The 25,558-nt window shown below is 63.4% G+C and carries 26 protein-coding genes and 1 pseudogene; 10 read left to right on the top strand and 17 right to left on the bottom strand.

Annotated elements, in window-relative coordinates:
* Positions 1-89 precede the first annotated feature (89 nt).
* From asnB to ACQKKX_RS00125, 3 genes are all read left to right on the top strand, one after another.
* Complete coding sequence (gene asnB / locus ACQKKX_RS00135; RefSeq protein WP_427567659.1) at positions 90-2,102, top strand: asparagine synthase (glutamine-hydrolyzing); 2,013 nt, start codon at positions 90-92, stop codon at positions 2,100-2,102.
* Positions 2,103-2,213: 111 nt separating this feature from the next.
* Positions 2,214-3,860 carry a GumC family protein gene (locus tag ACQKKX_RS00130; protein WP_427567657.1) on the top strand — a complete coding sequence of 549 codons (1,647 nt, stop codon included), beginning with the start codon at positions 2,214-2,216 and terminating at the stop codon, positions 3,858-3,860.
* 181 nt (positions 3,861-4,041) lie between these two features.
* Entirely contained in the window at positions 4,042-4,239 is a 198-nt protein-coding gene (locus ACQKKX_RS00125) for a hypothetical protein (protein ID WP_427567656.1), read from the top strand.
* A gap of 66 nt (positions 4,240-4,305) precedes the next feature.
* Here the strand turns inward: ACQKKX_RS00125 and ACQKKX_RS00120 are convergent, their stop codons facing one another.
* Positions 4,306-4,809 (bottom strand): ferritin-like domain-containing protein, encoded by a 504-nt coding sequence (locus ACQKKX_RS00120; protein WP_427567654.1) that lies wholly within the window; start codon positions 4,807-4,809, stop codon positions 4,306-4,308.
* Between the two features lie 157 nt (positions 4,810-4,966).
* On the opposite strand from ACQKKX_RS00120, the gene ACQKKX_RS00115 reads away from it, so the two are divergent.
* The gene (locus ACQKKX_RS00115) at positions 4,967-5,131 is read left to right on the top strand and encodes a hypothetical protein (RefSeq protein ID WP_427567652.1); all 165 of its coding nucleotides are present in this window, start codon (positions 4,967-4,969) and stop codon (positions 5,129-5,131) included.
* 107 nt (positions 5,132-5,238) lie between these two features.
* On the top strand, positions 5,239-6,741 hold the full coding sequence (locus ACQKKX_RS00110) for a phospholipase D-like domain-containing protein (RefSeq protein WP_427567650.1): 1,503 nt from the start codon (positions 5,239-5,241) through the stop codon (positions 6,739-6,741).
* On the opposite strand, the gene ACQKKX_RS00105 is transcribed toward ACQKKX_RS00110, so the two are convergent.
* Positions 6,703-7,662, bottom strand: coding sequence for a UPF0104 family protein (locus ACQKKX_RS00105; protein ID WP_427567648.1), 960 nt, complete (start codon positions 7,660-7,662; stop codon positions 6,703-6,705). The genes ACQKKX_RS00110 and ACQKKX_RS00105 overlap by 39 nt on opposite strands.
* Before the next feature lie 75 nt (positions 7,663-7,737).
* Between ACQKKX_RS00105 and ACQKKX_RS00100 the strand changes: the two genes are divergently transcribed.
* Positions 7,738-8,505 (top strand): endonuclease/exonuclease/phosphatase family protein, encoded by a 768-nt coding sequence (locus ACQKKX_RS00100; protein ID WP_427567646.1) that lies wholly within the window; start codon positions 7,738-7,740, stop codon positions 8,503-8,505.
* Positions 8,506-8,634: 129 nt separating this feature from the next.
* Here ACQKKX_RS00100 and ACQKKX_RS00095 read toward each other — a convergent pair whose 3' ends face one another.
* The 5 genes from ACQKKX_RS00095 to ACQKKX_RS00075 form a co-directional block, all read right to left on the bottom strand.
* The gene (locus ACQKKX_RS00095) at positions 8,635-9,246 is read right to left on the bottom strand and encodes a flavodoxin family protein (protein ID WP_427567644.1); all 612 of its coding nucleotides are present in this window, start codon (positions 9,244-9,246) and stop codon (positions 8,635-8,637) included.
* Positions 9,247-9,345: 99 nt separating this feature from the next.
* Positions 9,346-10,161, bottom strand: coding sequence for an ABC transporter permease (locus ACQKKX_RS00090; protein WP_427567642.1), 816 nt, complete (start codon positions 10,159-10,161; stop codon positions 9,346-9,348).
* 4 nt (positions 10,162-10,165) lie between these two features.
* Positions 10,166-10,873 carry an ABC transporter permease gene (locus ACQKKX_RS00085; protein WP_427567640.1) on the bottom strand — a complete coding sequence of 236 codons (708 nt, stop codon included), beginning with the start codon at positions 10,871-10,873 and terminating at the stop codon, positions 10,166-10,168.
* Between the two features lie 91 nt (positions 10,874-10,964).
* A complete protein-coding gene (locus tag ACQKKX_RS00080) occupies positions 10,965-11,747 on the bottom strand; it encodes a transporter substrate-binding domain-containing protein (RefSeq protein WP_427567638.1) in 783 nt (260 codons plus the stop codon).
* A 35-nt stretch (positions 11,748-11,782) separates the two neighbouring features.
* On the bottom strand, positions 11,783-12,556 hold the full coding sequence (locus tag ACQKKX_RS00075) for an ABC transporter ATP-binding protein (protein ID WP_427567636.1): 774 nt from the start codon (positions 12,554-12,556) through the stop codon (positions 11,783-11,785).
* Between the two features lie 220 nt (positions 12,557-12,776).
* Here ACQKKX_RS00075 and ACQKKX_RS00070 point away from each other — a divergent pair, with 220 nt between their 5' ends.
* Genes ACQKKX_RS00070 through ACQKKX_RS00060 form a run of 3 tightly spaced genes read left to right on the top strand, consistent with a single transcriptional unit; the run spans position 12,777 to position 15,548 of the window.
* A complete protein-coding gene (locus ACQKKX_RS00070; protein WP_427567634.1) occupies positions 12,777-13,658 on the top strand; it encodes a dimethylarginine dimethylaminohydrolase family protein in 882 nt (293 codons plus the stop codon).
* 10 nt (positions 13,659-13,668) lie between these two features.
* Positions 13,669-14,364, top strand: a complete 696-nt coding sequence (locus tag ACQKKX_RS00065) for a TetR/AcrR family transcriptional regulator (RefSeq protein WP_427567632.1) — start codon at positions 13,669-13,671, stop codon at positions 14,362-14,364.
* A complete protein-coding gene (locus tag ACQKKX_RS00060) occupies positions 14,364-15,548 on the top strand; it encodes a pyridoxal phosphate-dependent aminotransferase (RefSeq protein WP_427567629.1) in 1,185 nt (394 codons plus the stop codon). The genes ACQKKX_RS00065 and ACQKKX_RS00060 overlap by 1 nt, the downstream gene beginning before the upstream one ends.
* Positions 15,549-15,564: 16 nt before the next feature.
* Here the strand turns inward: ACQKKX_RS00060 and ACQKKX_RS00055 are convergent, their stop codons facing one another.
* The 8 genes from ACQKKX_RS00055 to ACQKKX_RS00020 all read right to left on the bottom strand — a co-directional run bounded on the left by ACQKKX_RS00055 (position 15,565) and on the right by ACQKKX_RS00020 (position 23,756).
* Positions 15,565-15,864, bottom strand: coding sequence for a hypothetical protein (locus ACQKKX_RS00055; protein WP_427567627.1), 300 nt, complete (start codon positions 15,862-15,864; stop codon positions 15,565-15,567).
* Between the two features lie 141 nt (positions 15,865-16,005).
* Positions 16,006-17,793 carry an adenine deaminase gene (locus ACQKKX_RS00050; RefSeq protein ID WP_427567625.1) on the bottom strand — a complete coding sequence of 596 codons (1,788 nt, stop codon included), beginning with the start codon at positions 17,791-17,793 and terminating at the stop codon, positions 16,006-16,008.
* Positions 17,790-18,725: a nucleoside hydrolase gene (locus tag ACQKKX_RS00045; RefSeq protein WP_427567623.1), complete on the bottom strand. Its 936-nt coding sequence runs from the start codon at positions 18,723-18,725 to the stop codon at positions 17,790-17,792. The genes ACQKKX_RS00050 and ACQKKX_RS00045 overlap by 4 nt, the downstream gene beginning before the upstream one ends.
* A 15-nt stretch (positions 18,726-18,740) precedes the next feature.
* The gene (locus ACQKKX_RS00040; RefSeq protein WP_427567620.1) at positions 18,741-19,766 is read right to left on the bottom strand and encodes an ABC transporter ATP-binding protein; all 1,026 of its coding nucleotides are present in this window, start codon (positions 19,764-19,766) and stop codon (positions 18,741-18,743) included.
* Positions 19,759-20,538 carry an ABC transporter permease gene (locus tag ACQKKX_RS00035; protein ID WP_427569297.1) on the bottom strand — a complete coding sequence of 260 codons (780 nt, stop codon included), beginning with the start codon at positions 20,536-20,538 and terminating at the stop codon, positions 19,759-19,761. Before ACQKKX_RS00035 ends, ACQKKX_RS00040 begins: the two co-directional genes overlap by 8 nt.
* A 2-nt stretch (positions 20,539-20,540) precedes the next feature.
* On the bottom strand, positions 20,541-21,383 hold the full coding sequence (locus ACQKKX_RS00030) for an ABC transporter permease (protein WP_427567619.1): 843 nt from the start codon (positions 21,381-21,383) through the stop codon (positions 20,541-20,543).
* 214 nt (positions 21,384-21,597) lie between these two features.
* On the bottom strand, positions 21,598-22,629 hold the full coding sequence (locus tag ACQKKX_RS00025; protein WP_427567616.1) for an ABC transporter substrate-binding protein: 1,032 nt from the start codon (positions 22,627-22,629) through the stop codon (positions 21,598-21,600).
* Positions 22,626-23,756 carry a LacI family DNA-binding transcriptional regulator gene (locus tag ACQKKX_RS00020; RefSeq protein ID WP_427569296.1) on the bottom strand — a complete coding sequence of 377 codons (1,131 nt, stop codon included), beginning with the start codon at positions 23,754-23,756 and terminating at the stop codon, positions 22,626-22,628. Before ACQKKX_RS00020 ends, ACQKKX_RS00025 begins: the two co-directional genes overlap by 4 nt.
* 230 nt (positions 23,757-23,986) lie before the next feature.
* Here ACQKKX_RS00020 and ACQKKX_RS00015 point away from each other — a divergent pair, with 230 nt between their 5' ends.
* Complete coding sequence (locus tag ACQKKX_RS00015; RefSeq protein ID WP_427567614.1) at positions 23,987-24,184, top strand: hypothetical protein; 198 nt, start codon at positions 23,987-23,989, stop codon at positions 24,182-24,184.
* A gap of 176 nt (positions 24,185-24,360) precedes the next feature.
* Here the strand turns inward: ACQKKX_RS00015 and ACQKKX_RS00010 are convergent.
* Both ACQKKX_RS00010 and ACQKKX_RS00005 read right to left on the bottom strand, forming a co-directional pair.
* A pseudogene (locus tag ACQKKX_RS00010) lies at positions 24,361-24,753 on the bottom strand (glutamine synthetase); the annotation flags it as partial.
* Positions 24,734-25,513, bottom strand: coding sequence for a substrate-binding domain-containing protein (locus ACQKKX_RS00005; RefSeq protein ID WP_427569295.1), 780 nt, complete (start codon positions 25,511-25,513; stop codon positions 24,734-24,736). The pseudogene ACQKKX_RS00010 and the gene ACQKKX_RS00005, both read right to left, overlap by 20 nt.
* Between the last annotated feature and the right edge of the window lie 45 nt (positions 25,514-25,558).

The raw sequence follows: 25,558 nt of genomic DNA, 5'->3' as shown, positions 1-25,558 counted from the left end.
ATCTTGCGTCTTCGAAAGGCGAAGCACCGGCGTTAACAGGTTTTCCAGCCGGACCTGTTTGGATACGCTCCTCTATCGGGGTGATGGCGATGTGCGGATTTGCAGGCTTTCTGGGGGACGGCGTGCCGCGCGAGCAAGCGCCGGCACTGCTGGCGGCGATGGCAGACGCGATCGCCCATCGCGGCCCGGATGAACGCGGCATCCATGCCGGCGCCGGTCTCGGTCTTGCCCATGTCCGCCTGTCGATCGTCGGGCTTGGCGATGGCCAGCAGCCGATGGCGCTGCGCGAGGGAGACGACGATCTGACGATCGTCTTCAACGGCGAGATCTACAATTATGTCGAACTTGGCGACGCGCTGAAGGCCGACGGCCACCGCCTGCGCTCCGGCAGCGACACGGAAGTCATCCTGCATCTCTACCGGCTCCACGGCGACGATTGCCTGGCGCATCTCAATGGCGATTTCGCCTTCGCCATCTGGGACGCGCGCCGCCGCCGCATGCTGCTCGCCCGCGACCGCATGGGCGTTCGCCCGCTGTTTTATGCGCAGCGCAACGGCACCTTCTATTTCGGCTCGGAGGTCAAGGCCCTGCTTGAGGCACCGGGCATCGTTGCCGAACTCGATCCCTTCGCGCTCGACCAGATTTTCACGCTCTGGGCACCGATTGCGCCGCGGACCGCGTTTCGCGACATTTTCGAACTGGAACCGGCAAGCCGCATCGTCGTCGAAGACGGGCGGGTCGATATCCGCCCCTATTGGCAGCCGCAATTTCCCGATGCCGGCGATCATACCGACATGGACGCGGACGCAGCGGCGGAAGCGCTGCATGCGCTGCTGACCGACGCGACACGGCTTCGCATGCGCGCCGACGTTCCGGTCGGCGCCTATCTGTCCGGCGGGCTGGACAGTTCGCTGATCACGGCAATCGCTGCGCCGATGGCGCCGGGCGGGCTCAACACGTTTTCCGTCACCTTTGACAGCGCCGAACACGATGAAAGCCGGCACCAGACGGCGGTCGCCGCGGCACTCGGGACCCGCCATAACGCTGTTGCCTGCGGACCAGCCGAGATCGCCGGGAGTTTCAAGGACGTGATCCGCTTTACCGAACGGCCGATCATTCGCACCGCGCCCGCCCCGCTTTACCGGCTTTCTGGTCTCGTGCGCGCCCGGGGCATGAAGGTCGTGCTGACCGGTGAAGGCGCCGACGAGGTGTTCGCCGGCTACGACATCTTCAAGGAAGCAAAGGTCCGTCGGTTCTGCGCCCGCCAGCCGGGCTCGACCATGCGCCCGCATCTGTTCAAGAAACTCTATCCCTACCTGCCCGGCCTGCAACAGCAATCGGGCGGTTATCTTTCGTCCTTCTTCGGCACGACGAAAGATGCGCTCGACGACCCCTTGTTCGCGCTGCGCCCGCGCCTGCGCAATACTGGCGCTGCCAAGATATTCTTTTCCGCCGCCCTGAAGGAACAGCTGGCGGGTTACGACGCGGCAGAGGAACTGGCAGCGTGTCTGCCTGCCGATTTTTCACGCTGGCATGTCCTCAACCAAGCGCAATATCTGGAAATGCGGTTCCTGCTGCCGGGCTATATCCTCTCGAGCCAGGGCGACCGAATGGCGATGGCGCATGGCATAGAGGGCCGTTTCCCGTTCCTCGACTACCGGCTTGTCGAATTCGCCAACAGTCTGCCCCCCGGCCTCAAGCTCAAGGGGCTTGAGGAAAAGCATATCCTGCGCCGCGTCGCCCGCGATCTCCTGCCGCCCGCAGTGGCCGAACGACCGAAACAGCCCTATCGCGCCCCCGACAGCGCCGCCTTCCTTGCTCCATCGGGGCTTGCTCCGTCAGAACAGGGACTGACAGGCTATGTGAAGGCCGCGCTCGATGAGGCCGCCATTGCGAAGGGCGGCCTGTTCGATCCGAAGGCGGTCGCGATGCTTGCCCGCAAATGCGAGATGAAGCCGGCGGCCGGCTTTCGCGACAATGCCGCCTTTGTCGGCATCATCTCGACCCAGCTTTGGCAGCAGACGTTCACCGGATTGGCGTCCGGTTCCATTGACGCCGCCTGCACGCCGGCCCGAGCCGAAGCTGGTGCCGGCCATGGCTAACGTATCGCACCAGCATCCACCGCCAAATTAACCTGATTTTCACGCGCCTCAAACATTCTGGAACGGTAGGAATTCTCCCCGCGGCCGTGCCGTGCGGGATGGAGAATGGATATGTTTCGCCCCAACGCGTCCGAAGACAGTTGTCGAACAAGGCGGGCAGACGCCTCGCGCCCCTCCGCGCCGTCAAACGGCTCGCTTCTCGACGAGATGGATCAGCACGGCGCCGAAAGCCCGGGGCGACCGATCAAGCCTGTCTATCGCAGCAGCGCCCAGGCCGAGCAGAGCGCCGAAGCGATCCTGCCGAACGCCGGGCAGGCTTCCGGTGCCCGCATCCGTCAGGACGACGATGCTTCGGCTGCGCTGGAAGCCCGGCTGCAGGCGCAGTGGCAAAGCGTGACGCGCATTGGTATCGGTCACGTCCTACACTGGCTGCAACGGGGACTGCCGATCATCCTGGGCATGGCCGTTCTGGGGGCCGTGATCGCGTTCGGCTATGCTAGCACCGCCACTCCGCGCTACACCGTCTATACCGACCTCATCGTCGATCCTTCGAATTTCAACGTCACCCCGGACGATCTGACGGCGGTCAATCCACAGCGGGATTCGCAGCTTCTCGAAGTGGACAGCAAAATTCGGGTCATGACCTCGGGCAATGTCCTGCGGCAGGTCATCCGCAACATGAAGCTGACCGAGGATGCGGAATTCTTCAAGCCCAGCCTGCTTTCCTCGCTGTTTGGCGGCGGCACGACCGATGCCACCCAGGAGACCCGCGAACTGGCCGTGCAACGCATGCTCGAGGAACGCATCAAGGCGACCCGCGAGGAACGCTCCTTCGTCGTCGTTCTATCGGTCTGGACCTCCGATCCGGAAAAATCCATTCGCCTCTCCAATGCGGTTGTCGAAGCCTTTCAGGCGCAGCTGTTCGAATCTTCCTCCGAAAGCGCCGGCCGTATCGCCGCCAGCATCAATGCGCGGCTGGATGAATTGCGCGCTTCCGTGACGAAGGCGGAAGAACAGGTCGAGCAGTTCAAGCGCGACAACAAGCTGCAATCGAGTGCCGGCGAGCTGACCAGCAGCCGCATCTCCAGCGCGCTCGATACCCAAGTGCTCGATGCCCAGCAGCGCCTGATCCAGGCTGAAACCCGCTACAACCAGATGCGCGCGGCCGTTGCCGACCGCCGCACCGCCAGCGCGACGATTTTCGATTCCGCCGCGATGACGACGATGCGCGGGAATTTCACCGCGCTGGAACAGCAGATCGGCGCGATGACACGCACCTATGGCAGCCGCCATCCGCGCCTGGTCGCCATGCAGTCGGAGCGCGCCACGCTGGAACAGGCCATCAACGAAGAAGCCGAACGCATCCTTCAGCAGGCAAAGCAGGAAAGCGATCAGGCCCGCACGACGCTGACCGCCCTGCGCGGTCGCTCCGATGCGGAACGCGCCACCGTCTTTACCAACAATGATGCCCAGGTGCGGCTGCGCGATCTGGAACGCGATGCGCGCGCAAGGGCTGCGGTGTACGAGACCTATCTCACCCGCACGAACCAGATCAGCGAACGCCAGGAAATCGATACCAGCAATGTCCGGGTCATTTCCAATCCCGTTCCCCCGAAGACGCGCAGCTGGCCGCCGGCCACGCCCCTGCTGGTTGCCGGTGGCGGGGTTGCCGGGGCCGTCATCGGCATCGGCCTGGCGCTCGTTTTCGGTCTTTTCGTCTATCTCCGGAACGTGCGCCCGCAGCCGCTTGCCGCCTGACATGTGATAAACGAGCGATCACGGCAGGTTGAGAACCGGCGGGGCGATTTGCCTTGCAATGGACCTTCAAAAGCGTAGGCTTGCCCCATCGCCGGCCAGGACGAACAAGGGCGGCCGCGACTGGAAGAGCAGGCCGATACTGGGCCTCGACAGCTTTCGCCCCCCCTGTGGAGGCAGAAACATGTATTCATCCATGGCATATCCGACGCTCGATCCGGTCGAGCTGGCATTCCTGCAGAAATTCTATGACGACGTCCGCACCGAGCAGGGTTTTGACGGCAACAGTCTTGCCGCCCACGATCTCGCGGCCCGTATCATCCTATCCTACCAGAAGGGTGCGCGCACGCGGATCGACATCGAGCGCGCGCTGACCGTCTGAACTTCGCCGAAACTTAAGATCGCAGCCGCCAGCCCTTTCGAGTGGCGGCTTTTCGTCAGTGCCGCGTCAGCGCTTGGCCTGCAGGTCGCGCTCGTCGCGCATGAGGTAGATGCGCGTCAGGACGTCGAGATGATCGTGCAGCCAGGCGGCCATCGCCACCTCCTGCTCCATGATGGCGGAAAGCACATCCTGTGCCTGCGTATCGCCGAGTTCATCGGCAGCGGCGAGCAGGACCTGATAGCTGGCAATCTCGCCCTGTTCGAAAATATAGGTCGACATCGCACCCTTGATGACCTCGTCGCCGGCCAGCATGCCGCTGATGCCCTGCGCCGCGGTGCTGAGCCGCCCCGCCACGGTGCGGATGAGTGGCGGCCCGGCCGTGCGCTCCAGCAGAGCGCGCAGGCGCTCCTGCTGCGTCTGGGTTTCGGCCAGATGGTCCTCCACCCGCGCCTTGAGGTCCGGGTAGTTCTGGATGCGTTTGGCCTGATTGGTCAGCATGGTGATCGACTGGCCCTCGGCTGCAAATGCATCGCGGAGCCAGATATTGAAGTGATCTTGGACATGGGTCATCGCTCAACCTCTCCCTTGATCTGTTCGGGCTGCACAATCAGGACGATAACGGTGGCAATAGCGAGGCGGTTCCGAAAAGATCTGCCGGCAGTGGGGAACCTTCCCCGCCCTTTCCGGTTTCCGAAATGGCTCCGCAAAAGAGACGAAGGAAGATTTCATGCCTGATCCGCGCGAACCCAGCGAACAGCCGCCGATGCCGGCCCCGACCTGGACACCGGAACCGCCGATCGAGGAACCGGAACCCGATCGCCTTCCCGACGAGGTGCCGCTGCCCAACCCGGACGAAAGCGATGCACCGCCGCTGCATTCGACACAACTCTAGGAAATTGCACGTATAAAAGCATGCGGCGGCGACCCTTTGAGGGAACCAGCCTCATGCCTGCGCGTTTATGGCCACGACGGATTTTGGGGCGTGACCAAGTGTATTCCATGCAAAAGACCAGTAACCAATCCCGCACCGAGGCAGCGGGGGCGATCATCCGGCATGGCCGAAATGCCTGGCGCACAGCGATTGCGCGAAAGGCCGCCTTCCTGATCGACGGCGCCGATTATTACCGCCGTCTCGAACAGGTCATCCTCAAGGCGAAACGGTCGATCTTCATCGTCGGCTGGGATTTCAACCCTGACATCCTGCTGCGGCCGGGCGATCCCGACAGCCCCACGATCGGCGGACTTTTGCGCCGTCGGGTCGAGGAAGAGCCCGACCTTACCGTGCGCATTCTGGTCTGGGGCATGGGACCCGTCTATTCGGGCAAGAGTTTCCGTATGTTCAGCCCGATGGAATGGCACACGCATGAACGCATGTCGCTGCGCTTCGATTTTCGCCATCCGATGCGCGCCAGCCATCACCAGAAGATCGTCTGCGTCGACGACGCGGTGGCCTTTCTCGGTGGCATCGACCTGACGTCGCGGCGCTGGGACACGCGCGAACATGCCATCGACGAGCCTCTGCGTGTATCGCCGGACGGCAAGCCCTATGGGCCGGTGCACGACATGCAGGCGGTGGTCTGCGGCGATGCTGCGGCAAATGTCGGGGAAGCGGCGCGCAAGCGCTGGAAACGGGCGACGGGCGAAGTCGTCGCCCAGGATCCCCCGCCCGCAGACCATGCGCAGGCGTTGTGGCCGCAGGACCTGGAGCCCGCGCTCACCGATTGCCCGACCGGTCTTGCGCTTACCATGCCGTGGCGCTGGCATGGCAAACGCGGCCATCGCGAGTCGATACGGCTGACCCATGATGCGCTGCGTGCCGCCAAACGCCACATCTATCTCGAATCCCAGTATCTCGCCTCGTTTGGCGTCGCCCGCACGATCGCGGCGCGTCTGCAGGAGGAGGATGGGCCCGAGATCGTCATCCTTGTAACCCGGGAATCGCATGGCTTCCTTGAAAAGGTCATGATGGGCAACAACCGCAACCGGCTGATCCGGGGGCTTAAACGCGCCGACCGCTTCAATCGATTGCGCGTGTATTTTGCCGTTACCGCCGATGGGAATGGGCTGGAACGCGAGATCATCGTCCATTCCAAGCTGATCGTCATCGACGACCGGCTGCTGCGCATCGGTTCTTCCAATCTCAATCACCGCTCGGAAGGGCTGGATACCGAATCCGATCTCGCCTTCGAACCGATCAGCGCCGAGGGCCGCCGGGCCATTACCGACCTTCGCGACGACCTGCTGGCCGAACATATGGGCGCGGACCGTCCGGCAATCTCCGCCGCCATGGCCGAGACCGGCTCTATGCTGGCGACGATCGACCGCTTCAACGACGGAAGCCGCGGTCTGCGGCCCTTCACGGTCGATATCACCAAGGGCGAGACGGATTCGGTGCTGGGAACCAGTCTTGCCGATCCCAAGCGGCCCTTCTGGCCCTATCAGCAGGTGCGATCGGTGCTGCGCCTAAGCCTGTCGCGGCTTACCCTCGGCCTGCTGCGGTAGGCGCCCACCACGACGCCGGTAATAGGCTTCGCTGGCAATGAGCAGCGGCACGCCGAGCAACAGCGGCAGGAAATAGTAGAGCGCCCGAAAGACGACTAGCGCGCCGATCGAAGCGCTGGCCGGCATCAGCCCAAGCATGGCCGCTTCCAGCACGCCGAGACCGCCCGGGACATGGCTGATGATGGCCGCCAGCATCGCCGTGACATAGGCGGCCGCCACATCCAGATAGCCGGCGGCAGTAAATGCCGTCATCAGCTGGTAGAGCGCTGCGGCGACGCAGGCGAAATTGGCGGTGCCGACTGCGATCTGGCCAAGAGCCAGCCCGACCGAGGGCGGCTCGAGCCGCCAGGAGCGCAGCCGAAGCGGTCGCCGCACCCGCGCGCAGAAACCGAGATAGAGAAGCGGTGCCGCCAAGAGAACGAGGCCGAGCATCCGTTTCGCATCGTCACCGAGATCGAGCAGGTCGATGCCGCCACCCGGCTGCAACAGCAGGGCGAGCCCGGCCAGAGTGACGAGGCCGAGCGCGACCGTGACACCGCAGAACAGAATGATCTTTGCCACCTGTTCGCCGTTCAGCCCCCAGCGCGTGTAGAAGCGGTAACGCACGGTGCCGCTCGACAGCGCCGCGACACCGATATTGTGGCCGATGGACAGAGCCGTGAAGGATGCCAGCGCCGCACGGCGATAGGCGAGCGGCCGTCCGACATAGCGCAGCGCCAGCATGTCGAACCATGTCAGGCAGATATAGGAGGCGATGACGAAGGCGAGGCCGCCAGCCATCCGCGCCGCCGGGATCGCACTCATCGACGCACGGATATCGGCAAGGCTGTAGCGCCCCAGCGCCCGGTAGACGAGATAGGCGGCGATGCAGACGGCAAGCGCAACGAGGATCCTGAATAAATGGCGCTTCACCCGCGGCATGCTCCCTGTCTGTTCGGCATTGGTTTTCAAGCGTGCAGGCGGAACGAAAAGCCTGCCTGCGGTGTTCCATGCCTCATGAACGACCGCCCGCAAATTTCAGTGCCGACGCCCGCCAAAGCGCCGACCCGACGCCTGAAGATTCTCAGCTATAACGTCCATTCCTGCATCGGTACCGACCGGAAGCTTGACCCTGCGCGGATCGCCGACGTCATTGCCGGGCTTGAGCCGGACATTATCGGCCTTCAGGAACTCGATGTCGGACGCAGGCGCAGCGGCAGCATAGACCAGGCCCATGTCATCGCCTCCCTTCTGAAAATGCATTTTCACTTTCATCCGGCACTGAAGGTCGAGGACGAGCATTACGGCGATGCCATTCTGACTGCCTTTCCGCTGCGGCTGGTCAAGGCCGATGCGCTGCCCTCTTATGGCGAACCGCGCGGGGCGATCTGGACTGAAATCGACATTGACGGTCGGCCGCTGCAGGTATTCAACACCCATCTTGGCCTGTTTCGGCGCGAACGCCTGCGCCAATCCGCGATCCTGACCGGGCCGGAATGGATCAGCCATCCGGATGCCCTCGGCAAGCCCAGGCTTCTGATGGGAGATTTCAACTCCATCCCCTCCTCCCCGGCCTACCAGCGCCTTACCGCCACGATGCGCGATATAAGCGCAGAGACCGGCAAACTGGCCAGCCGAAGCTTCCCCTCGCGTTTTCCGCTGCTGCGGCTCGACCATGTTTTCGTATCCGATGGTCCGAAGATCGTCGAGGCGCAGGCGGTCTCGACCCCGATGACCCGGCTTGCCTCCGACCATCTGCCGTTGCTGGCAACCGTCGATTTCTAGAGCGCGGGAACCAAATACGCAGACGGCGGTTGAAGACATGTACCGCTACGCCCAACCGTGGCGGTGCGTCATGGATACCTCCCCATCTGGCGCTTCCCTCACACGAGGGAAGCGCCATTCTTTTTCCTCTCACGCCTCGCCGGGATATTGCCGCTCCTTCAAAAGGGCGGCGAGATGCGCAGCGTTGCGGGCCAGCATGTCGATCGTCCCGGTCACGACATCCGGCACCTGCTCGAGATCGACGAAATTCGTGCTGCCCATCGCCTCTCCCACCCAGTAGGCGACCGCATTGGCAGGGATGGTAAAGCCGACATCGTTCAGCGCCTGAAACAGCTCGGCCGATACATGATGCGCCCCGTCCTCATTGCCGACGACCGCGACAACGGCGACCTTGCCATAGGAAACCATCCGGCCTTGTTCGTCGGTTTCCTCCAGAAACGCGTCCATTCGCTCAAGTGCGCGCTTTGTGACGCTGGAAGGTTGGCCGAGCCAGATCGGCGTTCCCAGGATGAGGATATCGGCCGCCAGAATCCTGCGGCGGATCTCGGGCCAGGCGTCGCCCGGACCTTCGTCTGAGGTCACGCCGGGCTTGATGTCGTGATCGGCGAGCCGCAGCGTCTCCGTTTCGACGTCGAACGCGCCAAGCGCATCCGCCACGAGCTGCAACATGCGCTCCGTCGAGGACGGGTCATTTCCGCTTGTCTTCAAACTTCCGTTCAGGGCCAGTGCTTTGAGGGCCATCTGCATCTCCTTGCGGTTTTAGCCTTCGCCCATGGGGCAAGGTGAAAACCGACTGGGGGCACGGTCGTTCCGTCGCAGCCTTGGCGGATGCAGCTCCTGTCAGGCGCCGCGGCTGGGGATCCGGTTTTCGAGGAATCGGAAGCCAATGACCAGAATGCCGGTCAGAACCACATAGATCGCCGCCAGCAGCAGCAGCGGCTCATAGGTGAGGAACGTGTCCGCCCTGACCTTTGTGATCACCGAATAGGCATCGACCACCGTGATGGTTGCGACAAGCGGCGTCGATTTCAGCTGCAGCACGGTCTCGCCGGTCAGTGTCGGCAGCGAGCGATGGATGGCACGCGGCAGCCAGATGCGGCGAAACAGGGTAAAACGTCCCATGCCGAAGGCGCGCGCCGCCTCCAGTTCTCCGCGTGGCACGCCGGCAAAGGCACCGCGCATGACTTCGCCCTCGTAGGCGGCAAACGACAGCACCAGCGCCACGAACCCGTACGGCCACGCCTGCCGCAAATAGGGCCACGCGAAGGACGACCGCACTTCGGGATATTGCGCCAGAACCGCACCGAGCCCGTAATAGATCAGCCAGAGCTGCAAGAGCAGCGGCGTGCCGCGGATGATCGTGCAAAAACCCTGGGCGAACCATTTCAACGGCCTTGGACCGGTGACCTGAACCAGGCCGAGCGGCACGGCCAGCAGAAAGCCGACAAACGAGGTCGTGACCAGCAGAACCAGCGTTTGCCAGACCCCGGCGATAAGACGATCCTGGTATTTCGGCAGCCAGTCCCAGCGCATGAAGACGACCGCGCAGACGACGATGGCGAGAAACACCGCCATCAGCAGCAGCCGATGCGGCTCCAGCAGGCTGCGGGCTTTCGGCGGCGTGTAGGCGGGCATGATGGTGACCTCGTCCCTCATCGTCTCATGCCTCCCGCGCCATGCCGCGGCGCGACCGCTTTTCGATCATGCCGATGACAAGGTTGGACAGGAGCGTGACGGCGAGATAGAGCGCCATGGCCGCCAGAAAGAAGGTCATGTAATGCTTGGTCGTGCCGGCCGCCTGTCGGGTCGCCAGTGTCAGTTCGGTGAAGCCGACAACGGCCAGGAGCGCCGTATCCTTGGTGGCGATCAACCAGAGATTGGAAAGTCCCGGGACGGCATAGGGCAGCATGGCCGGCAGGGTGATGCGGCGCAGCGTCATGAACGGCGACATGCCATAGGCGCGCGCCGCCTCGATCTGTCCGGCCGGAATGGCCTTGATGGCGCCGCGCAGGACCTCCGTGGAATAGGCTCCCTGGACCACGCCGATGACGAAAATGCCGGCGGCAAGACCGCTGATATCCATGGCTGGCAGGCCAAGCAGCGCGGCTGCCTGGTTCACCAGATCGGTGCCGGCATAATAGAGAAGCAGGATCAGCACCAGTTCGGGAATGGCGCGCACCAGTGTCGTATAGATTTCCAGAAGGTCGCGAAGGATCGGGCCGCCGTAAAGCTTGCCGGAAGCGCCGCCTATGCCGATGACGAGCCCCAACAGATAGCCGCCGACCGCAAGCTGCAGGGAACTGACAAGACCGGCCAGCAGCACGCCGCCCCATCCCGGGGGAGAAAGAGCAAGCAGGCTCAGATCCATGAAATAACAGCTCCGTCAGGAGAGATCAGCGCAAAAAAGGTCCGGGCAGGACGGTTCCGGCAAGGCGCCGGAACCGTATCCATGTCATCCATTACTTGCCGTAGACGTCGAAGTCGAAATAGTTCTTGGAGAACTTCTCATAGGTGCCGTCGGCACGGATGGCCTTGATGCCGGCATTGAGCTTGTCCTTCAGCTCGGTGTCGCCCTTGCGCAAGCCAAAGCCGATGCCGGCGCCCAGAACCGCCGGGTCGTCGGCGACATCGCCTTTCTTGTCGCAGCAGGCCTTGCCCTGTTCCGAGGTGAGGAAGGCGTCAAGCGTGATCGCGTCGGCAAAGACGGCATCGACGCGACCGGCGGCGAGATCGTTATTGGCTTCGTCGAGCGTCTGGTATTCCTTGATCTCGCTTACCGTGTCCTTGAAATGCTTCTGGGCATATTCGGCGTGGATGGTGGACACCTGCACAGCAAGGATCTTGTCCTTGAGACCGGCGGCATCGGGCGTGAACGTAGCATCCTTCGGACCGGCGAGCGAAGCCGGCGTGTTGTAGTATTTATCGGAAAAGTCGATCGTCTTCAGGCGTTCGTCGGTGATCGACATGGACGACATGATGGCATCGATCTTCTTGCTGGTAAGCGCGGGGATGAGGCCGTCCCAGGCGATCGGCGTGACAACGCATTCCAGCTTGGCCTGCGCGCAGACGGCGTTCATCAGGTCGACTTCCCAGCCGATCCACTTGCCGCTGGCATCCGGCGAGGTGAACGGCGGATAGGGCTCGGCGGCAACGCCCATCTTGATCGGTTCGGCCGAAGCGGCACCGAACGAGGCGACCCCGACCAGCGCTGCGAGCGCAACGGTTTTCAAAATGCTCTTCATGATTTTCCCCTTTTTCAATCGCAGTTTTTCGTTCTTCAATGAATGGAGCTGATGAACTTCTTCAGCCGCTCCGATTGCGGATCCTCGAAAATCGCCTGGGGCGACCCCTGTTCCTCGATGATGCCGTCATGCAGGAACACCACATGGCTGGCGACCTGACGGGCGAATTTCATCTCATGCGTCACGAGGATCATGGTCCGCTTCTCGCGCGCCAGATCGCCGATAACGGTCAGCACCTCGCCCACCAGTTCGGGATCAAGTGCCGATGTCGGCTCGTCGAACAGCATGACCAGCGGCTGAATGGCGAGCGCCCGCGCAATCGCCGCGCGCTGCTGCTGGCCACCGGACATGAAGGCTGGGTAGACATCGCGCTTTTCATAAAGACCGACGCGCTTGAGCAGGCTTTCGGCAAGGGCGATGGCCTCGTCCCTCGGCTGCTTGAGCACATGGACCGGCACCTCGATGACGTTTTGCAAGACCGTCATGTGCTGCCAGAGATTGAAGCTCTGGAACACCATGCCAAGCTGGCTGCGGATGCGCTGCACCTGTTTGCGATTGGCCGGCATCAGGCCGCCGCTGCCGTCGGACTTCATGAGGATTTCTTCGCCATGCACCGTCACCGAACCGGCGCTCGGCAGTTCCAGCATGTTGATGCACCGCAGGAGCGTCGATTTGCCGGAGCCGGAGCCGCCGATAATGGCGATGACATCGCCCTGGCCGGCCGTCAGGGACACGCCCTTGAGAACTTCGAGCGGGCCAAACCGCTTGTGGAGGTCACGAACCTCGATGGCTTGCGCCGTATCACTCATTCACACCGTCACCGCCGGGCTTCTGCTACCCGATCTGCTGTTCTGACATGTTCCCCCAGCGCATGTTTCAAAGACTACTTGCTGGAATTGCAGCCCGATTTTGATGCAAGTTATGCACTTGTCCAAAAATTACTCAAGCGTATAATAAGCCGGTGACCGGGTTGTCCGGGCTTTTGCCCGGTTCCCGACCGATCAACCCACAGCTTTCCAGGGGTGCCCGATGAGCGATTACGGCTGCCAGGTCATGTCGGAACGATTGTTGCGCGTCATGATGCGTCGGCCGGGCGAAAGCCTCATCGGCGCCGATGCGGCAAAATGGCATTATGGGCCGACCTTCGACGCGCAAAAGGCTATAGTACAGCACCAGGCCTTTGCGGCGCTGGTGGAAAAATCCGGTGCGGAGGTTTTGTGGATCGAGGATGCCGGGGACGGCTTGGCCGACGCCATGTTCACCCATGACCCGTCGCTGATGACCGACCACGGGGCGGTCATCCTGCGCATGGGCAAACCGCTGAGGGCTGCCGAACCGGGCCTGCACGAGAAGACCTATGGCGATGCCGGCATTCCGATCCTCGGCCGCATCGAGGCGCCAGGCACGGTCGAAGGCGGCGATTGCATCTGGGTCGATCACGAGACACTGGCGATCGGCCGCGGGGTACGGTCCAACCAGGCCGGCATCGAACAGATGCGAGACATTCTCGGCCGGATCGGCGTTACCGTTCTCGGTTTCGATCTGCCGCTCTGGCAGGGCGAGGACGCCTGCCTCCACCTAATGTCGGTGATGAGCCCGCTTGCGCCCAAACTGGCGCTCGTTCACGCGCCACTGATGCCCGCCGCCTTCTATATGCTGCTGCGCGAGCGGGGTTACACGCTGATCCACGCGCCGGACGCGGATTTTGCCGCCAGCAACGGCCTCAACCTCAACGTTCTGCCCGTGGCGCCGAACCATGTCATCATGGTCAGCGGTTTTCCCGACACCAAAACCGCGATGGAAGCACATGGCTGCACGGTGGAGACATTCGAGGCCGATGCGCTGTGCATTGCCTGCGAGGGTGGGCCAACCTGCCTGACGCGTCCCATCCTGCGGCAAAAGGCCGGCTGACGGTGAGCGCATGAGCCGGCGCACCTTTCATCGCGCCAGCGAGGCGGAGCGGCGCGAAGACCTGATCGCCGCGACGCTCGACTGTATCGCGGAATTCGGCATACAGGGCGCGACCGTGCGCCAGATCGCGGCGCGTGCCGGCGTGACCGGCGGACTGATCCGGCATTATTTCGAAAGCAAGGATCAGATGATGCAGGCCGCCTATCGTCAGATGATGATGGCGATGACGTCGGGCTCCATTGCCGCGGCAAACAGTGCCGGCACCGCGAGGGGGCGGCTCGGCCGCTTCATCGACGCCAACCATTCCGCGACGGTCACCGATCCGCGCATGCTGTCGCTCTGGGCGGCGTTTATCGGCCACATCCCGCATGATCCCGTCTTTGCCGCCATTCACCGCGAACATTATACTGCCATCCTGACCGCGCTCGAAAACCTGTTGAAGGACTTCTTCACCGAAAACGGACGGCCGGAAGATCTTCCTCGCTGCCGTCACCATACGGTCGCCATGACCGGCCTTCTGGACGGGCTGTGGCTGGAAGCGACGCTGGCCAACGATCTTTTCGCGGAAGGCGAATTGCCGACACTTGCCTTTCGCGCCGTCGAAGCGCTGCTCGGCTTGAAATCCGGCGCGCTTTCGGTGCAGACAGAGGGCGTGCCGGCCCCGCGCGCTCTGGGCAATACACCCCCAACCGAGAAAGACATCTGATGCGTTATGCCTCCATCACCGACCGCCTCGCCCATCTCGGCTCGGGTCGCTGGGCCCTGCATACCAACGCGCGACGCATGAAGGCGGCCGGCGAGGACATTATCGAACTCACGATTGGAGAGCCGGACCTGGCGCCCGACCAGGCGCTGCTCGACGAGGCGTCGCGTGCCATGTATGCCGGCCGTACCCGCTATTCCAACGGACGCGGAGAACCGGGCGTGCTGAAGGCGCTGGTCGAAAAATATGCCAAGCGCCGCCCCGGCGTGACGGAACGCAATTTCCTCTGCTTTCCCGGCACCCAGACTGCGCTTTACGGCGTCATGACCGGGCTTGTGGAACGCGGCGACGGCGTGCTGGTCGGCGATCCGCTTTACGCGACCTATGAGGGCGTGATCGCTTCGACCGGCGCACACATGATCCCGGTGCCGCTGCGCCCGGAAAAGAAGTTCCATCTCCAGGCTGCCGATCTGGAACGGGCGATCACTCCGGAAGCCCGCGTGCTCCTGCTCAACACGCCGCATAATCCAACCGGCGCCGTGCTGACCGAGGCGGAAATCGCCGCCATCGGCGATGTCTGCCGCAGGCACGACCTCTGGATCGTCTCGGACGAAGTCTACGAAGAGCTGATTTTCGATGGCGTCAAGTTCGCCTCGCCCTTCGATATTCCGGAACTGGCGGACCGTACGATCGCCGTCTCCTCGATTTCGAAGTCGCATGCGGCGCCGGGTTTTCGCAGCGGTTGGGCAGCCGGCCCGGAAGAATTCTGCGAAAAGGTTCTGCCGGTTTCCGAAACAATGCTGTTCGGCGTGCAGCCCTTCATTTCCGACATGACGGCGGTGGCGCTTTCGCGTCGTTTCGAAACGGCCGACGTGATGCGCGGCAACTATGCCCGCCGCGCCGAAATTGTCGCGCAGAGCTTTGCCGGCAGCAATCTGGTCAAACCGATGCTGCCTGAAGGCGGGATGTTCATCCTGCTCGATGTCACGGCGACCGGCATGGGCGGCGAGGAATTCGCCTGGGAACTGCTGCGCGCGGAAAAGGTCGCCGTCATGCCCGGCACGTCTTTCGGCGATCAGGCCGCCGGCTTCCTGCGCATTTCGCTGACCGTGCCAGACGATATTCTGGCGACCGCCATGGAGCGGATTGCCGCACTGGCCGGGCGACTGGCGGGGAAAACGGGCTGAAAGGCGGAGGCGGCGGTCACTCCGCCTCATCCCTCGGCCCGCCGGGCTGACGGCCCGCCGGATCATCGCCGTCGCCATCGTCCATGTCGATCTCGTAAGGGCTGACATAGCCGCCGGAATCGCCGGCATCGACGACGTGGCTGACATGACCGGCTGGCCTGTCGCCCTCGAACTGCTTTTTCGCCCGACGCAGATCGGCCGTGATCGGATCGCGGCCATGATGGGGCGCTTCACCCGTCCCGCAGCTGCGCGCGATATCCGGCTCCCGACCGGCCCTGTGGGCGTCTCGATCCTGCATTCCGGTCTGGTCCTGCATGACGGGTCCTCCTGCCGTTTCAGACAGGATAACATGCCGGCGGAAAACTTGGTTCCGAGATCGCTCGATTTCGCGATCGGTTCCGAAGGCTACGAAGATCACACCAGCGACCGGCCCTGCCGCCCTATGCCGGCAAAGGCCTCAGCGTAGGGTCTCGACAATAGGCGTTTTCAGCAACTGACCGGTGACGACGTCGGCGATGCCCCGGTCCGTCAGGTGAGGCCCGGCATTGCAGGCCAGCGTGGCCCCGAAGCAGGCCTTGAAGACGAGATAGGGTGGCTGCCATTCGACGATCGTATCCATGGCGGCACGCACCGCGGCAAAACCGCCGGCGACATCTTCGAGCGGAGCATCCGATACGAGGCCGGAGAGCGGCAATGGCAGAATGGCGATAATCTTGCCCTGCGCGGCAACGGCCAGGCCGCCGCCCGCCTTGATGACCGCATTGGCCGCCACTGCCATGTCGGCCGCATTGCCGCCGAACACCGTCAGGTTATGGCTGTCATGGGCAACCGTCGTCGCAAACGCACCGCGCCAATGCCCCCAATTGCCGAGGAAGCCGACCTTGGTCGAGGTTTCCGCGACGCCGTGGCGATGCGTGACGGCGATCATCGTCGTGCCTTCGGGTGGCACGACGTAACCATCGAGGACGTCGGCCTCGGCCTCGGCCCATTGCGTGAAGCGCGGACGGTCGATGACCGCAAGCTTGACCCTTTCGCCATTGGAGGCGACGCGGAAATCGTTTTCGGAGAGGGACGACAGCTTCACCGAATCCATCAGCGGACCAGTGTCGATCAGCGGCGTTGCCACCGTCATCGCCCCATCCTTCGCCACCTCGGTACCGCTTGCGAACACATGGCGGGCGCGGAAATCGACGAGATCCTCGAAAATGACGATATCGGCGCGGCGACCGGCAGCGATCAGGCCGAGATCGGCGCGGTCGAGACGGTTGGCGGCGTTGATGGTGGCTGCCTTCAGGGCCCATTCGGGTTTGAGGCCGTAACGCACCAGACGGCGCACGACATCATCCAGACCACCGCCCTTTACCAGATCGTCCGGGAAGACATCGTCGGTGCACAGGGTCACGGAGGACGGCAGACGGCCGAGCGTGTTCAGCGCCTCGACGAATTCCGGCAGAAGGTGATCATGGGACCCGCGCAACTCGATCGTCAGGCCGGCGCGCAGTTTTTCCATCAGGTCGTCGGCGGAGGTCAGTTCGTGATCGGAGGTCACGCCGGCCAGCATGAAGGCTGCAAGATCGCCGCCGGTCAGGCCGCGGGCATGTCCGCAGATAAGTTTTTCTGAAGCAAGCGCGGCCTGCATGATGGCCGCCATGCGCGGTTCACGGCTCACCACGTCGCGCATGTTCATCACTTCGGCAAGGCCGCCGATCTTCGGCCACAGCAGCAGTTCCTCGATGACCGAGGCATCGAAATCGGCGCCGGCCGTCTCGATGCCGGGTGCAGACGGCACGCAGGACGGCGCCATCACGACGGAGCGCAGCGGCAGTTGCTTGATCGCTTCGACAGCCCAACGGACGCCGTCGACGCCATGGACATTGCCGAATTCATGCGGGTCCCAGACGATGGTCGTGACGCCGCGCGGGATGACAGCCGCAGCATAGGTGGCCGGCGTCACCATCGAGCTTTCGATATGCATATGCGTGTCGATCAGACCCGGGGTGATGAAGGCACCCGCGGCATCGATGATCCGGGCGGCATCCGAACGGCGGCCCGGCGCATGGACGCTCGCGATCAGCGGGCCGATGATACCGATATCGGCCTGGCGGCGCTCCTCGGTCATCACATCGACCAGCGTGCCGCCGGTAATGAGGATGTCGAAAGCGGCATCGCCGCGGGCCGCGGCAATGGCGCGGCTGCGCAGGTCGGGATCGATGAATTTGTGGACGTTGACAATGATCTCGTTCAACGGCTTCCCTCCAGTCGCAACGTTTCCAGAATGATCGACCGCGCCCGGTCGACCGCAATTGTCGCCGCATAGGCGGCATTGAATTCCGCCTTGCCGGATCGCGTCTCCACGACGGTGCGCCCCCGTGTAAAGGTCCCGGAGAGTTCGACATCGATGCGCGCCGGCCTCCAGGCGACGAGGTCGTCGTCGATGAAGGCGACGGCAGCCACCGCGTCATAGAGCGCCATCGCGGCCCGTCCGCGGCTGGTGGCAATCGCGATGAACCCGTCCAGAAGATCGGCGATCAGGGCGGCATTGCGTCCTCCCGCCATGCGTACCGGCTCGACATCCGACGGTGCTGCGAGAACCTGGCGGCACAGATCGAGATCGACCATCTTGAACGGAATGGCGTGGGCAAGCACGATGGCGACGGCTTCTGGATCGGCAAAAGCGTTGAATTCCGCCGATGCCGTGTGATTGCCGACCGTCACCGCGCCTCCCATCCAGACAATATCGGTGATACGTGCCGCAAGGTCAGGCCGGGCAAGTGCCAGCGCGGCAATATTGGTCAGCGGCCCAAGCGCCAGAATGCGTTTGGGGCCCTCACCTTCCAGCCATCGGCACAGGGCATTGAAAGCATCGGCCATGGCCGGCACCACCACGTCCGGCAGCCGTTGACCCGATGTCGGCATGCCGTGATCGCTGAGGATCGCGGTCGCGGTTTCGAGCTTGCCGAGCACCGGCAGCGCACGCCCGGCATGGACGGGAAAACGCCAGCCAAAAACCTGCGCGGCACCCGCAGCATTGCGCGTCACCCGCTCAAGCGGCGCATTGCCGACCACCAGCGAGACGCCGTCAATGACGAGCTCGGGCCGCGAACGGGCTGCGGCATCCACCACCATGATGGCGGCGATGTCGTCAAAGCCCATATCGGTATCGATCCACATACCCATGTGCCAGCCCGTCCGTTACGCGTATCTGCGCAATTGCGCAGCGGCGCCTGCCGGCAGGTCAAAGGCCAGCTCGGCGCCCAGTTCATGCGACGGCAGCGCGGCATCGACTTCGGCCTTGATGGCCCCGAGCGGCGTATCGAGCAGGTATTCGCGGCTGTTGCCGGCAAAGGATGCACCGCGCACGGTTCCCTGGAAAGGACCTGAGCCCAGGGTGACCATGCGCGGTCGCCAGGCCAGTCCCGCCGCTACCGGGACCGGTCCGGAAAGTTCGACCGGACCCTTTGGGGTCAGCAGTCGTCCGTCGGAAAGTTCGAAAATATTCTCGAAGCCAACGAAATCCGCAACGAAGGCGGAAGTGGGGCGATTATAAATATCTTCTGGGGATCCGATCTGTTCGATCGCGCCGCGCTTCATCACGACAATGCGATCAGCCAGAGAAAGCGCCTCGCCCTGATCATGGGTGACGAAGATCATCGTCACGCCGGTCTCCTTCTGCACGCGCTGCAGTTCGGAGCGCATGTCGAGCCGCAGGCGGGCATCGAGGTTGGAAAGCGGCTCGTCGAGCAGCAGAACCTTTGGCTCCATCACCATCGAACGGGCAAGCGCCACGCGCTGCTGCTGACCACCGGACAGTTCACCCGGCTTGCGGTCGGCATAATCGGTCAGGCCAACGGAGGTGATGCCGGCGCGGACGCGTTTATCGAGTTCAGCCGCCGGCGTCTTTTTCAGGCGCAGGCCGAAGGCGACGTTTTCATAGACCGACAGGTGCGGGAAGAGCGCATAGGACTGGAACATCAGGCCGACATTGCGCTTGTTGGCCGACACGCGGGTGATATCGGCGCCATCCAGCTTCACATGGCCCGAAGCCGGCGACAAAAGGCCGGCGATGGCGCGCATGGTCGTGGTCTTGCCGCAGCCCGATGGCCCGAGGAAAGCGACGAGTTCGCCCTTGCCGATGGTGAGGTTCAAGTCCTTGACGGCAACGGTGTCGCCATAGGCAAGCGTCAGGTTTTCGAGGGTAAGGAAGTTTGGATCAGACATAACGGGAGAACCCCAGAAAACGTTCGGCAAGGAAAACAATGCCGATGGACATGAAGGCGAGCAGCGCGGAGAGCGCGGCGACGGAGGGGTCGAAGACGATTTCCATATAGGCGATCATGTCGACCGGCAGCGTGCGCACGCCGGGACCCGAGAGAAACAGCGAGACCGGCACCTGATTGAACGAGGTGACGAAGCCGAGAATGAAGGCGGACATGATGCCGCCGCGGATGTTCGGCAGCACCACACGGAAGAAGGCGCCAAGCCGTGACGAGCCGAGCAGGACCGCCGCCTCCTCGATATCCGAGCGCAGGTTGCCGAGGCTGGCGGAGACGACGCGCACCGCATAAGGCAGGATCAGCGCCGTATGCGCGAGAAACAGTGCCAGCGTGATGCCGACCTGAAACGGCACGACGATGTAGCGCAACAGCGACAGGCCGACGATGATGCCGGGCACGATGATCGGCGCCGAGACGATGGTGCGGATGGTTTCACCCCCCGGCAGCTTGTAGCGCGACAGCGCATAGGAGGCCGGAATGCCGAGGATCAGTGCCGCGATCGTGCCGCCGATCGCCAGGAACATCGACATGTAAAAACTGTCGCGGAAACTTTCGACGGTGAACACTTTTGCGATCCAGCGCAGCGAAAAGCCCTGCGGCGGAAAGGCCAGCGTTTCGCCACCCGAAAACGACGCGGCGACGATGATCAGGAACGGGCCGATCAGAAAGGTGATGACCAGACCGAGCGTGATCGGAATGAAGAGGTTACGGGCCATCATCACGCAGCACTCCGGTTTTTGTTGCGCGCGGTGGCGACACGTTTCAGCAGAATGTTGGCGGCAAAGCTCATGACGATGAGGATCAGCGCGATGACGCTGGCGGCGACAAAGTTGTTCGAAACCGTGACCTGCTGGTAAAGCAGGGTTTCCAGCATCAGCACCTTGGAGCCGCCGAGAATGGCGGGCGTGATATAGGCGGTGAGGCAGCCGGTGAAGACCAGCGTACCGCCGATGACCACACCTTCCTTGGTCAGCGGCAGGATGACCTTCCAGAACACCTGGAACCAGTTGGCGCCAAGAACGCGGGCCGCCGGAATGGCATCCTTCGGCATGTTTTCCAGCGCCGAGATCAACGAGATGATCATCAGCGGCAGGAAGAGCTGCAGAAGGCCGATAAAGATGGCAGTTTCCGAAAACAGGATGCGCAGCGGCGCTTCGCTGACCCCGAGCGCCTGAAACGCCTGGTTGACGATACCGGTGCGGCCAAGAATGACGATCCACGCATAGGTACGCGCGACGGGCGAGATCATCAGCGGCAGCACGATCAGGCCCGTAACCTTGCCCTTCTTACCCGGTTCGAGGCTGACAATGGCGAATGCCGCCGCATAGCCGATAACCGCCGCAACGATGGTGACCAGCACACCGAGCTTCAGCGTGCGCAAAAACACCGCCTGGTTGAGCGGGCTTGAGAAGAAATCCGTATAGGCGGAAAGCGTCCAGCCGCCGCCAGGCGCCCTGAAACCATCGGAGAGGAGGATCACCACTGGCGCAATGAAAACCGCGGCTGCAAACAGCGCGGCAGGCATTGCCAGTGCGAGGGCCTCGGCCCTGTTTTGGAACATTTCTTGGTCTTTCCTGCGTGTCGTCTCGTGTCCGGCGCAACGGCTGGGCGGATTGCCCTTCCCCGCCTGAGCGCCCCTTCTTCCCGCCGGCTGCGGGAACCAGGATGTTGCGATGCCCCGCTCGCGGCGATTGACTGGCGAGCGGAGCAGATCCCTTCCCCCTCAAACGGGAGGAGAGCAAAGGGTCATGGAGCAATCTGCTCCGGTCACAAGCTTACTGTCCGGCCTTTTCGTTCCAGCTCTTCAGCCAGCCGGCACGGTTGTCGAGCGCCACAGCAGACGGGATCAGCTTCAGGCTCTTGGCCGTTTCCTCGCCATAGGTGAGGTTCTTGGCGGCCGCCTCGGAAACCTTGGCTTCCTTGTTGGCGGGGCTGTCGATCAGCGCTTCGGCCAGCTTTGCCTGGGTCTCGGCCGAGAGCCAAAAATCCATGAACTGCAGCGCGAGATCACGGTTCTTCGAGTTCTTGGTGACGATCATCACGTTCATGCCGCCCGTCTGTCCTTCCTTGGGCGTTGCCCAGGCGATCTGCATGTCGAGCTTGGTGAAGGGCGCCCAGGTGAAGCGGCCGATCGGGGCAGCCCAGATTTCTTCCTGCTGCATCAGCTGCACCAGCTGCGACGACTTTTCATAGAAGGTGACGATATCGTCCTTGGCCTCACCGACCGCCTCGATCGGGGCGGCGAGATCCGGCGTGTCCTTGCCCAGCGCCTGGCCGAGCATATAGAGCGACGGCGGACCCTGGTTGGTGGTGACGTTCGGCCATGCGATATGCGCGGCATATTCCGGCTTCAGGAGATCAGCCCAGCTTTCGATCTTCATCTTGTCGGTGCGGTAGGCGATCGAGGTGGTGTAGAAGGTGTAACCGATGCTCATGCCGTCGCCGTTCGGATCCTTGGCGATGTCGTAGAGCTGGTTGAAGCTGGCGATTTTCGACGTGTCGATCTTGTCGATCAGGCCGGCACGCGCTGCCGACAGGGCATCCGCCATCGAGACGACCGCCATGTCGACCACCGGATTGGCCTTGTTGGCATCCATCTTGGCAATGCGCTCGACGCTGTTGCCGGTCTCGACGACCAGCTTGCAGCCGCATTTTTCTTCAAACGGCGTGTAGACGATCTTCTTGTATTCGTCCTGCGCCAGGGCATAGACGGAGATCGTCAGGGTCTTTTCCTGCGCAAACGCGGTATGGGCGGTGCCCATGGAGAGCATCAGGGCGACGCCCGATGCGAGCATGACCTTGTTCATTGTATCAGTTCTCCTACTGTGAGATTTGCAGTCTTCTTATGCGAACGGCTTGCAGGTCCGGTGGATTGGCGAACCACCAGTTCCATCGGTACTTTCGATTGCGCGGCGACCACGGCATCGCGCTCGACCCGGCTGCGCCCCGGGCCGCCACGCTCGCCCGGCGCCACATCCGCCAGCGTCGTCTCGGTGTCCAAAGCCGCCGCGGGGGACGGCGCCGCGATCGCCGTCATCAGCGCATTCACGGCAAGCTCGGCGATCGTCGCCACATCCATGCGCACGGTCGTCAGGCCCGGAGTGATGACGGAGGACCAGATCAGGTCGTCAAAGCCGGTGACGCTGACATCGCGTGGCACTTCCAGACCGGCATGGTGCAATTCCGTCAGCGCCCGCAGCGCGATCAGATCCGAGACGGTGGCGACCGCCGTGGCACCGCGGGCCACGGCATCGGCCAGACCCAGCGAACATCCCCTGCCGCCCGCATCTTCGAGCGCTTCGATCCAGATCGTCTCCGCCACGACCTTGCCGAGCCCCGCCCTGATGCCACCGATCCGGTCGTTCTGGACCGTCGAGGCCGGGCTGTTGCCGACCAGAAGCACATGGCGATGACCGAGAGAGAGGAGATGCCGGCCAAGCTCGGCGCCGCCGGCCCAATGGTCGGCCGAAACGGTATTGCCCGGCGTCGACGGACTGTCGATGACAGCGACGGGGCAGCCGAGCTGCCCAATCCGCGTGCCCCGACGAGGCACCACGACAAGACCATCGACACCACGCTCGAGCAGCCGCTCGATCGCCTGCGTCTGGGTGGCGATCTGCCCGCGGGAATCGGCGATGAGCACGCCGTAACCGGCCTTGGCGGCCGCATTCTCGATAGCCTGGGCGATCTGCGGGAAAAGCGGGTTGGCGATATCAGGAAGAACCAGGCCCAAAACGCCGCTGCGGCCGGTGCGCAGGGCGCGCCCGGCAAGGCTGGGCACATAGCCGAGTTCGGCAGCCGTTGCGCGAATGCGTTCCGCAAGCTCCGGCGAGACCCTTCCCTTGCCCGACAGCGCGTTGGAGACCGTGGCGGTCGAAACCCCCAGGCTATCAGCTATTCTGGCAAGTCGAGGCGTTTGGCGCGACACGGATATAACGCTTGCAGTTGGAACGGGGCTTGCGGTTTGAACGAGAAACGCGGTGATTAATCGTTTAACCAGCCGTAGCGGCAAATCATGCCATTGTCGAATCGAAAATGGCCCCTATGCGGCGATGCCTGCTGCTTCTCGGTGGATTTCGGCGGGAAGGCGTCCGCGGAATCAGTCGGGAACATCGAGGCGGCGCATCAGTTGTCTTTGCAGGACCAAAACCAAGGAGACAGGACATGCCCAATCGCGATCCGATCCCGACGCCGGACACAGACACTCCGCGCGGCCCGACGCCGACGCCCGGCATTCCCGACCGCGTCCAGGAAAAACCGCCGGTTCCGCCCGTGAAGGATCCGGGCGACAGCAAGAACCCCAATGACCCGCCGCTCGAACCGGCTCTTCTGCCGGTCGGCGACCCCGCCGGCGCTGCCTGACGCGCGGAATAGAGGCCGCGGCCGGCAATGACCGCCGTCTGCCATCCTGAACCGCGCCATGATCGGGACCTCTGCCAGTCGCGCGGAAGTGCGCATAAGGCTTGAGGGTACCAATGACGAAAAAAGCCGCCGGCTGCGTTTGCAGCCGGCGGCTTCGATGTGAGCCCCTGAAGGCTTTAGGCGGCAGCCGAAGCTGCGGTCGGGACTTCCGAAATCGTCTTCAGAACCTGGGAGGCGATCTGGTAGGGGCAGCCCTGGCTGTTCGGGCGACGGTCTTCCAGATAGCCTTTGTAACCGTTGTTGACGAAGGAATGCGGAACGCGGATCGAGGCGCCACGGTCAGCAACGCCGTAGGAGAACTTGTTCCACGGAGCCGTTTCGTGCTTGCCGGTCAGGCGCATGTGGTTGTCCGGACCATAGACGGCGATATGGGCTTCAAGGTTCTTTTCGAACTGCGCCATCAGCGCTTCGAAATAGTCCTTGCCGCCGACTTCGCGCATGTATTTCGTCGAGAAGTTGCAGTGCATGCCCGAACCGTTCCAGTCGGTGTCACCGAGCGGCTTGCAGTGGCTGGAGCGCGCGGCGGGTGCCGGAGCCCGAGGTGCGGCTGACCAGGACGACGGGCAGGTCGGGGCCGCCGAGCTGGGCCCAGGAGCGGATCTCGCCGCGGTAGAGGCGCCGTACGTCGGCGACCCGCAGGTTCCTGAGCCGGATCCGGTCGTTGACGACGAGAGTGAAGAGGGAGACGGCGACGTGGTTCTCGCTGAGCTGCGTGTAGCTCGCGGGGCGCGGCCCGTCGGAGAAGGCGACCACGGCCGGTGACCCCTTGGCCGGCTGCCCGGCGGCCCCGGTTCCCCGCGCGCCGCCGAGGGCGAGTTCCCGTACGCCGGACTGGCTGCCGTGGGCGCTGACCGTGATCGTCACGTCCGGGCAGTGCTCCTCGTACTTCTGCTTCAGCTCCTCGGCGACCGGCGCGAACGCCGTCGAGCCGGTGACCGTGAGCGTGCCCTTCTCGCAGTAGTCGGGCGGCGGTGGAGTGTCGGGCCACAGGGCGAGGGCCGCGAGCGCGATGACGAAGGCGCTCAGGAGGCCGGTCACCCGGCGGGCCCAGAGGCCGAACACGGGGGGCTTCTCGTCGGGCGTGACGCTGTGGTTCTCGTGCAGCTCACCGCCCTCGACATCCCCCTGGACGGTGGTGTCGCTGTCGACCGGTCCGCCGGTGAGCAGAACGAGGAGCTTGTAGTACGCGCCGGGGTTGAGCGGCACCCGCGGGATGCGCAGCGCGCTGCCCGAACTGACCAGTCCCGGACCCTGGTCGAAATGGCCCATCAGGTGCTCGGCCTCGGGCGGCAGCGTGACGGCCACGCCCCGGAC

This window comes from Neorhizobium sp. NPDC001467, assembly GCF_050275975.1.
GTDB lineage: Bacteria > Pseudomonadota > Alphaproteobacteria > Rhizobiales > Rhizobiaceae > Neorhizobium.
Note: the sequence above shows the minus strand (reverse complement) of the source record. Positions and strands in the feature narration are given on the sequence as shown.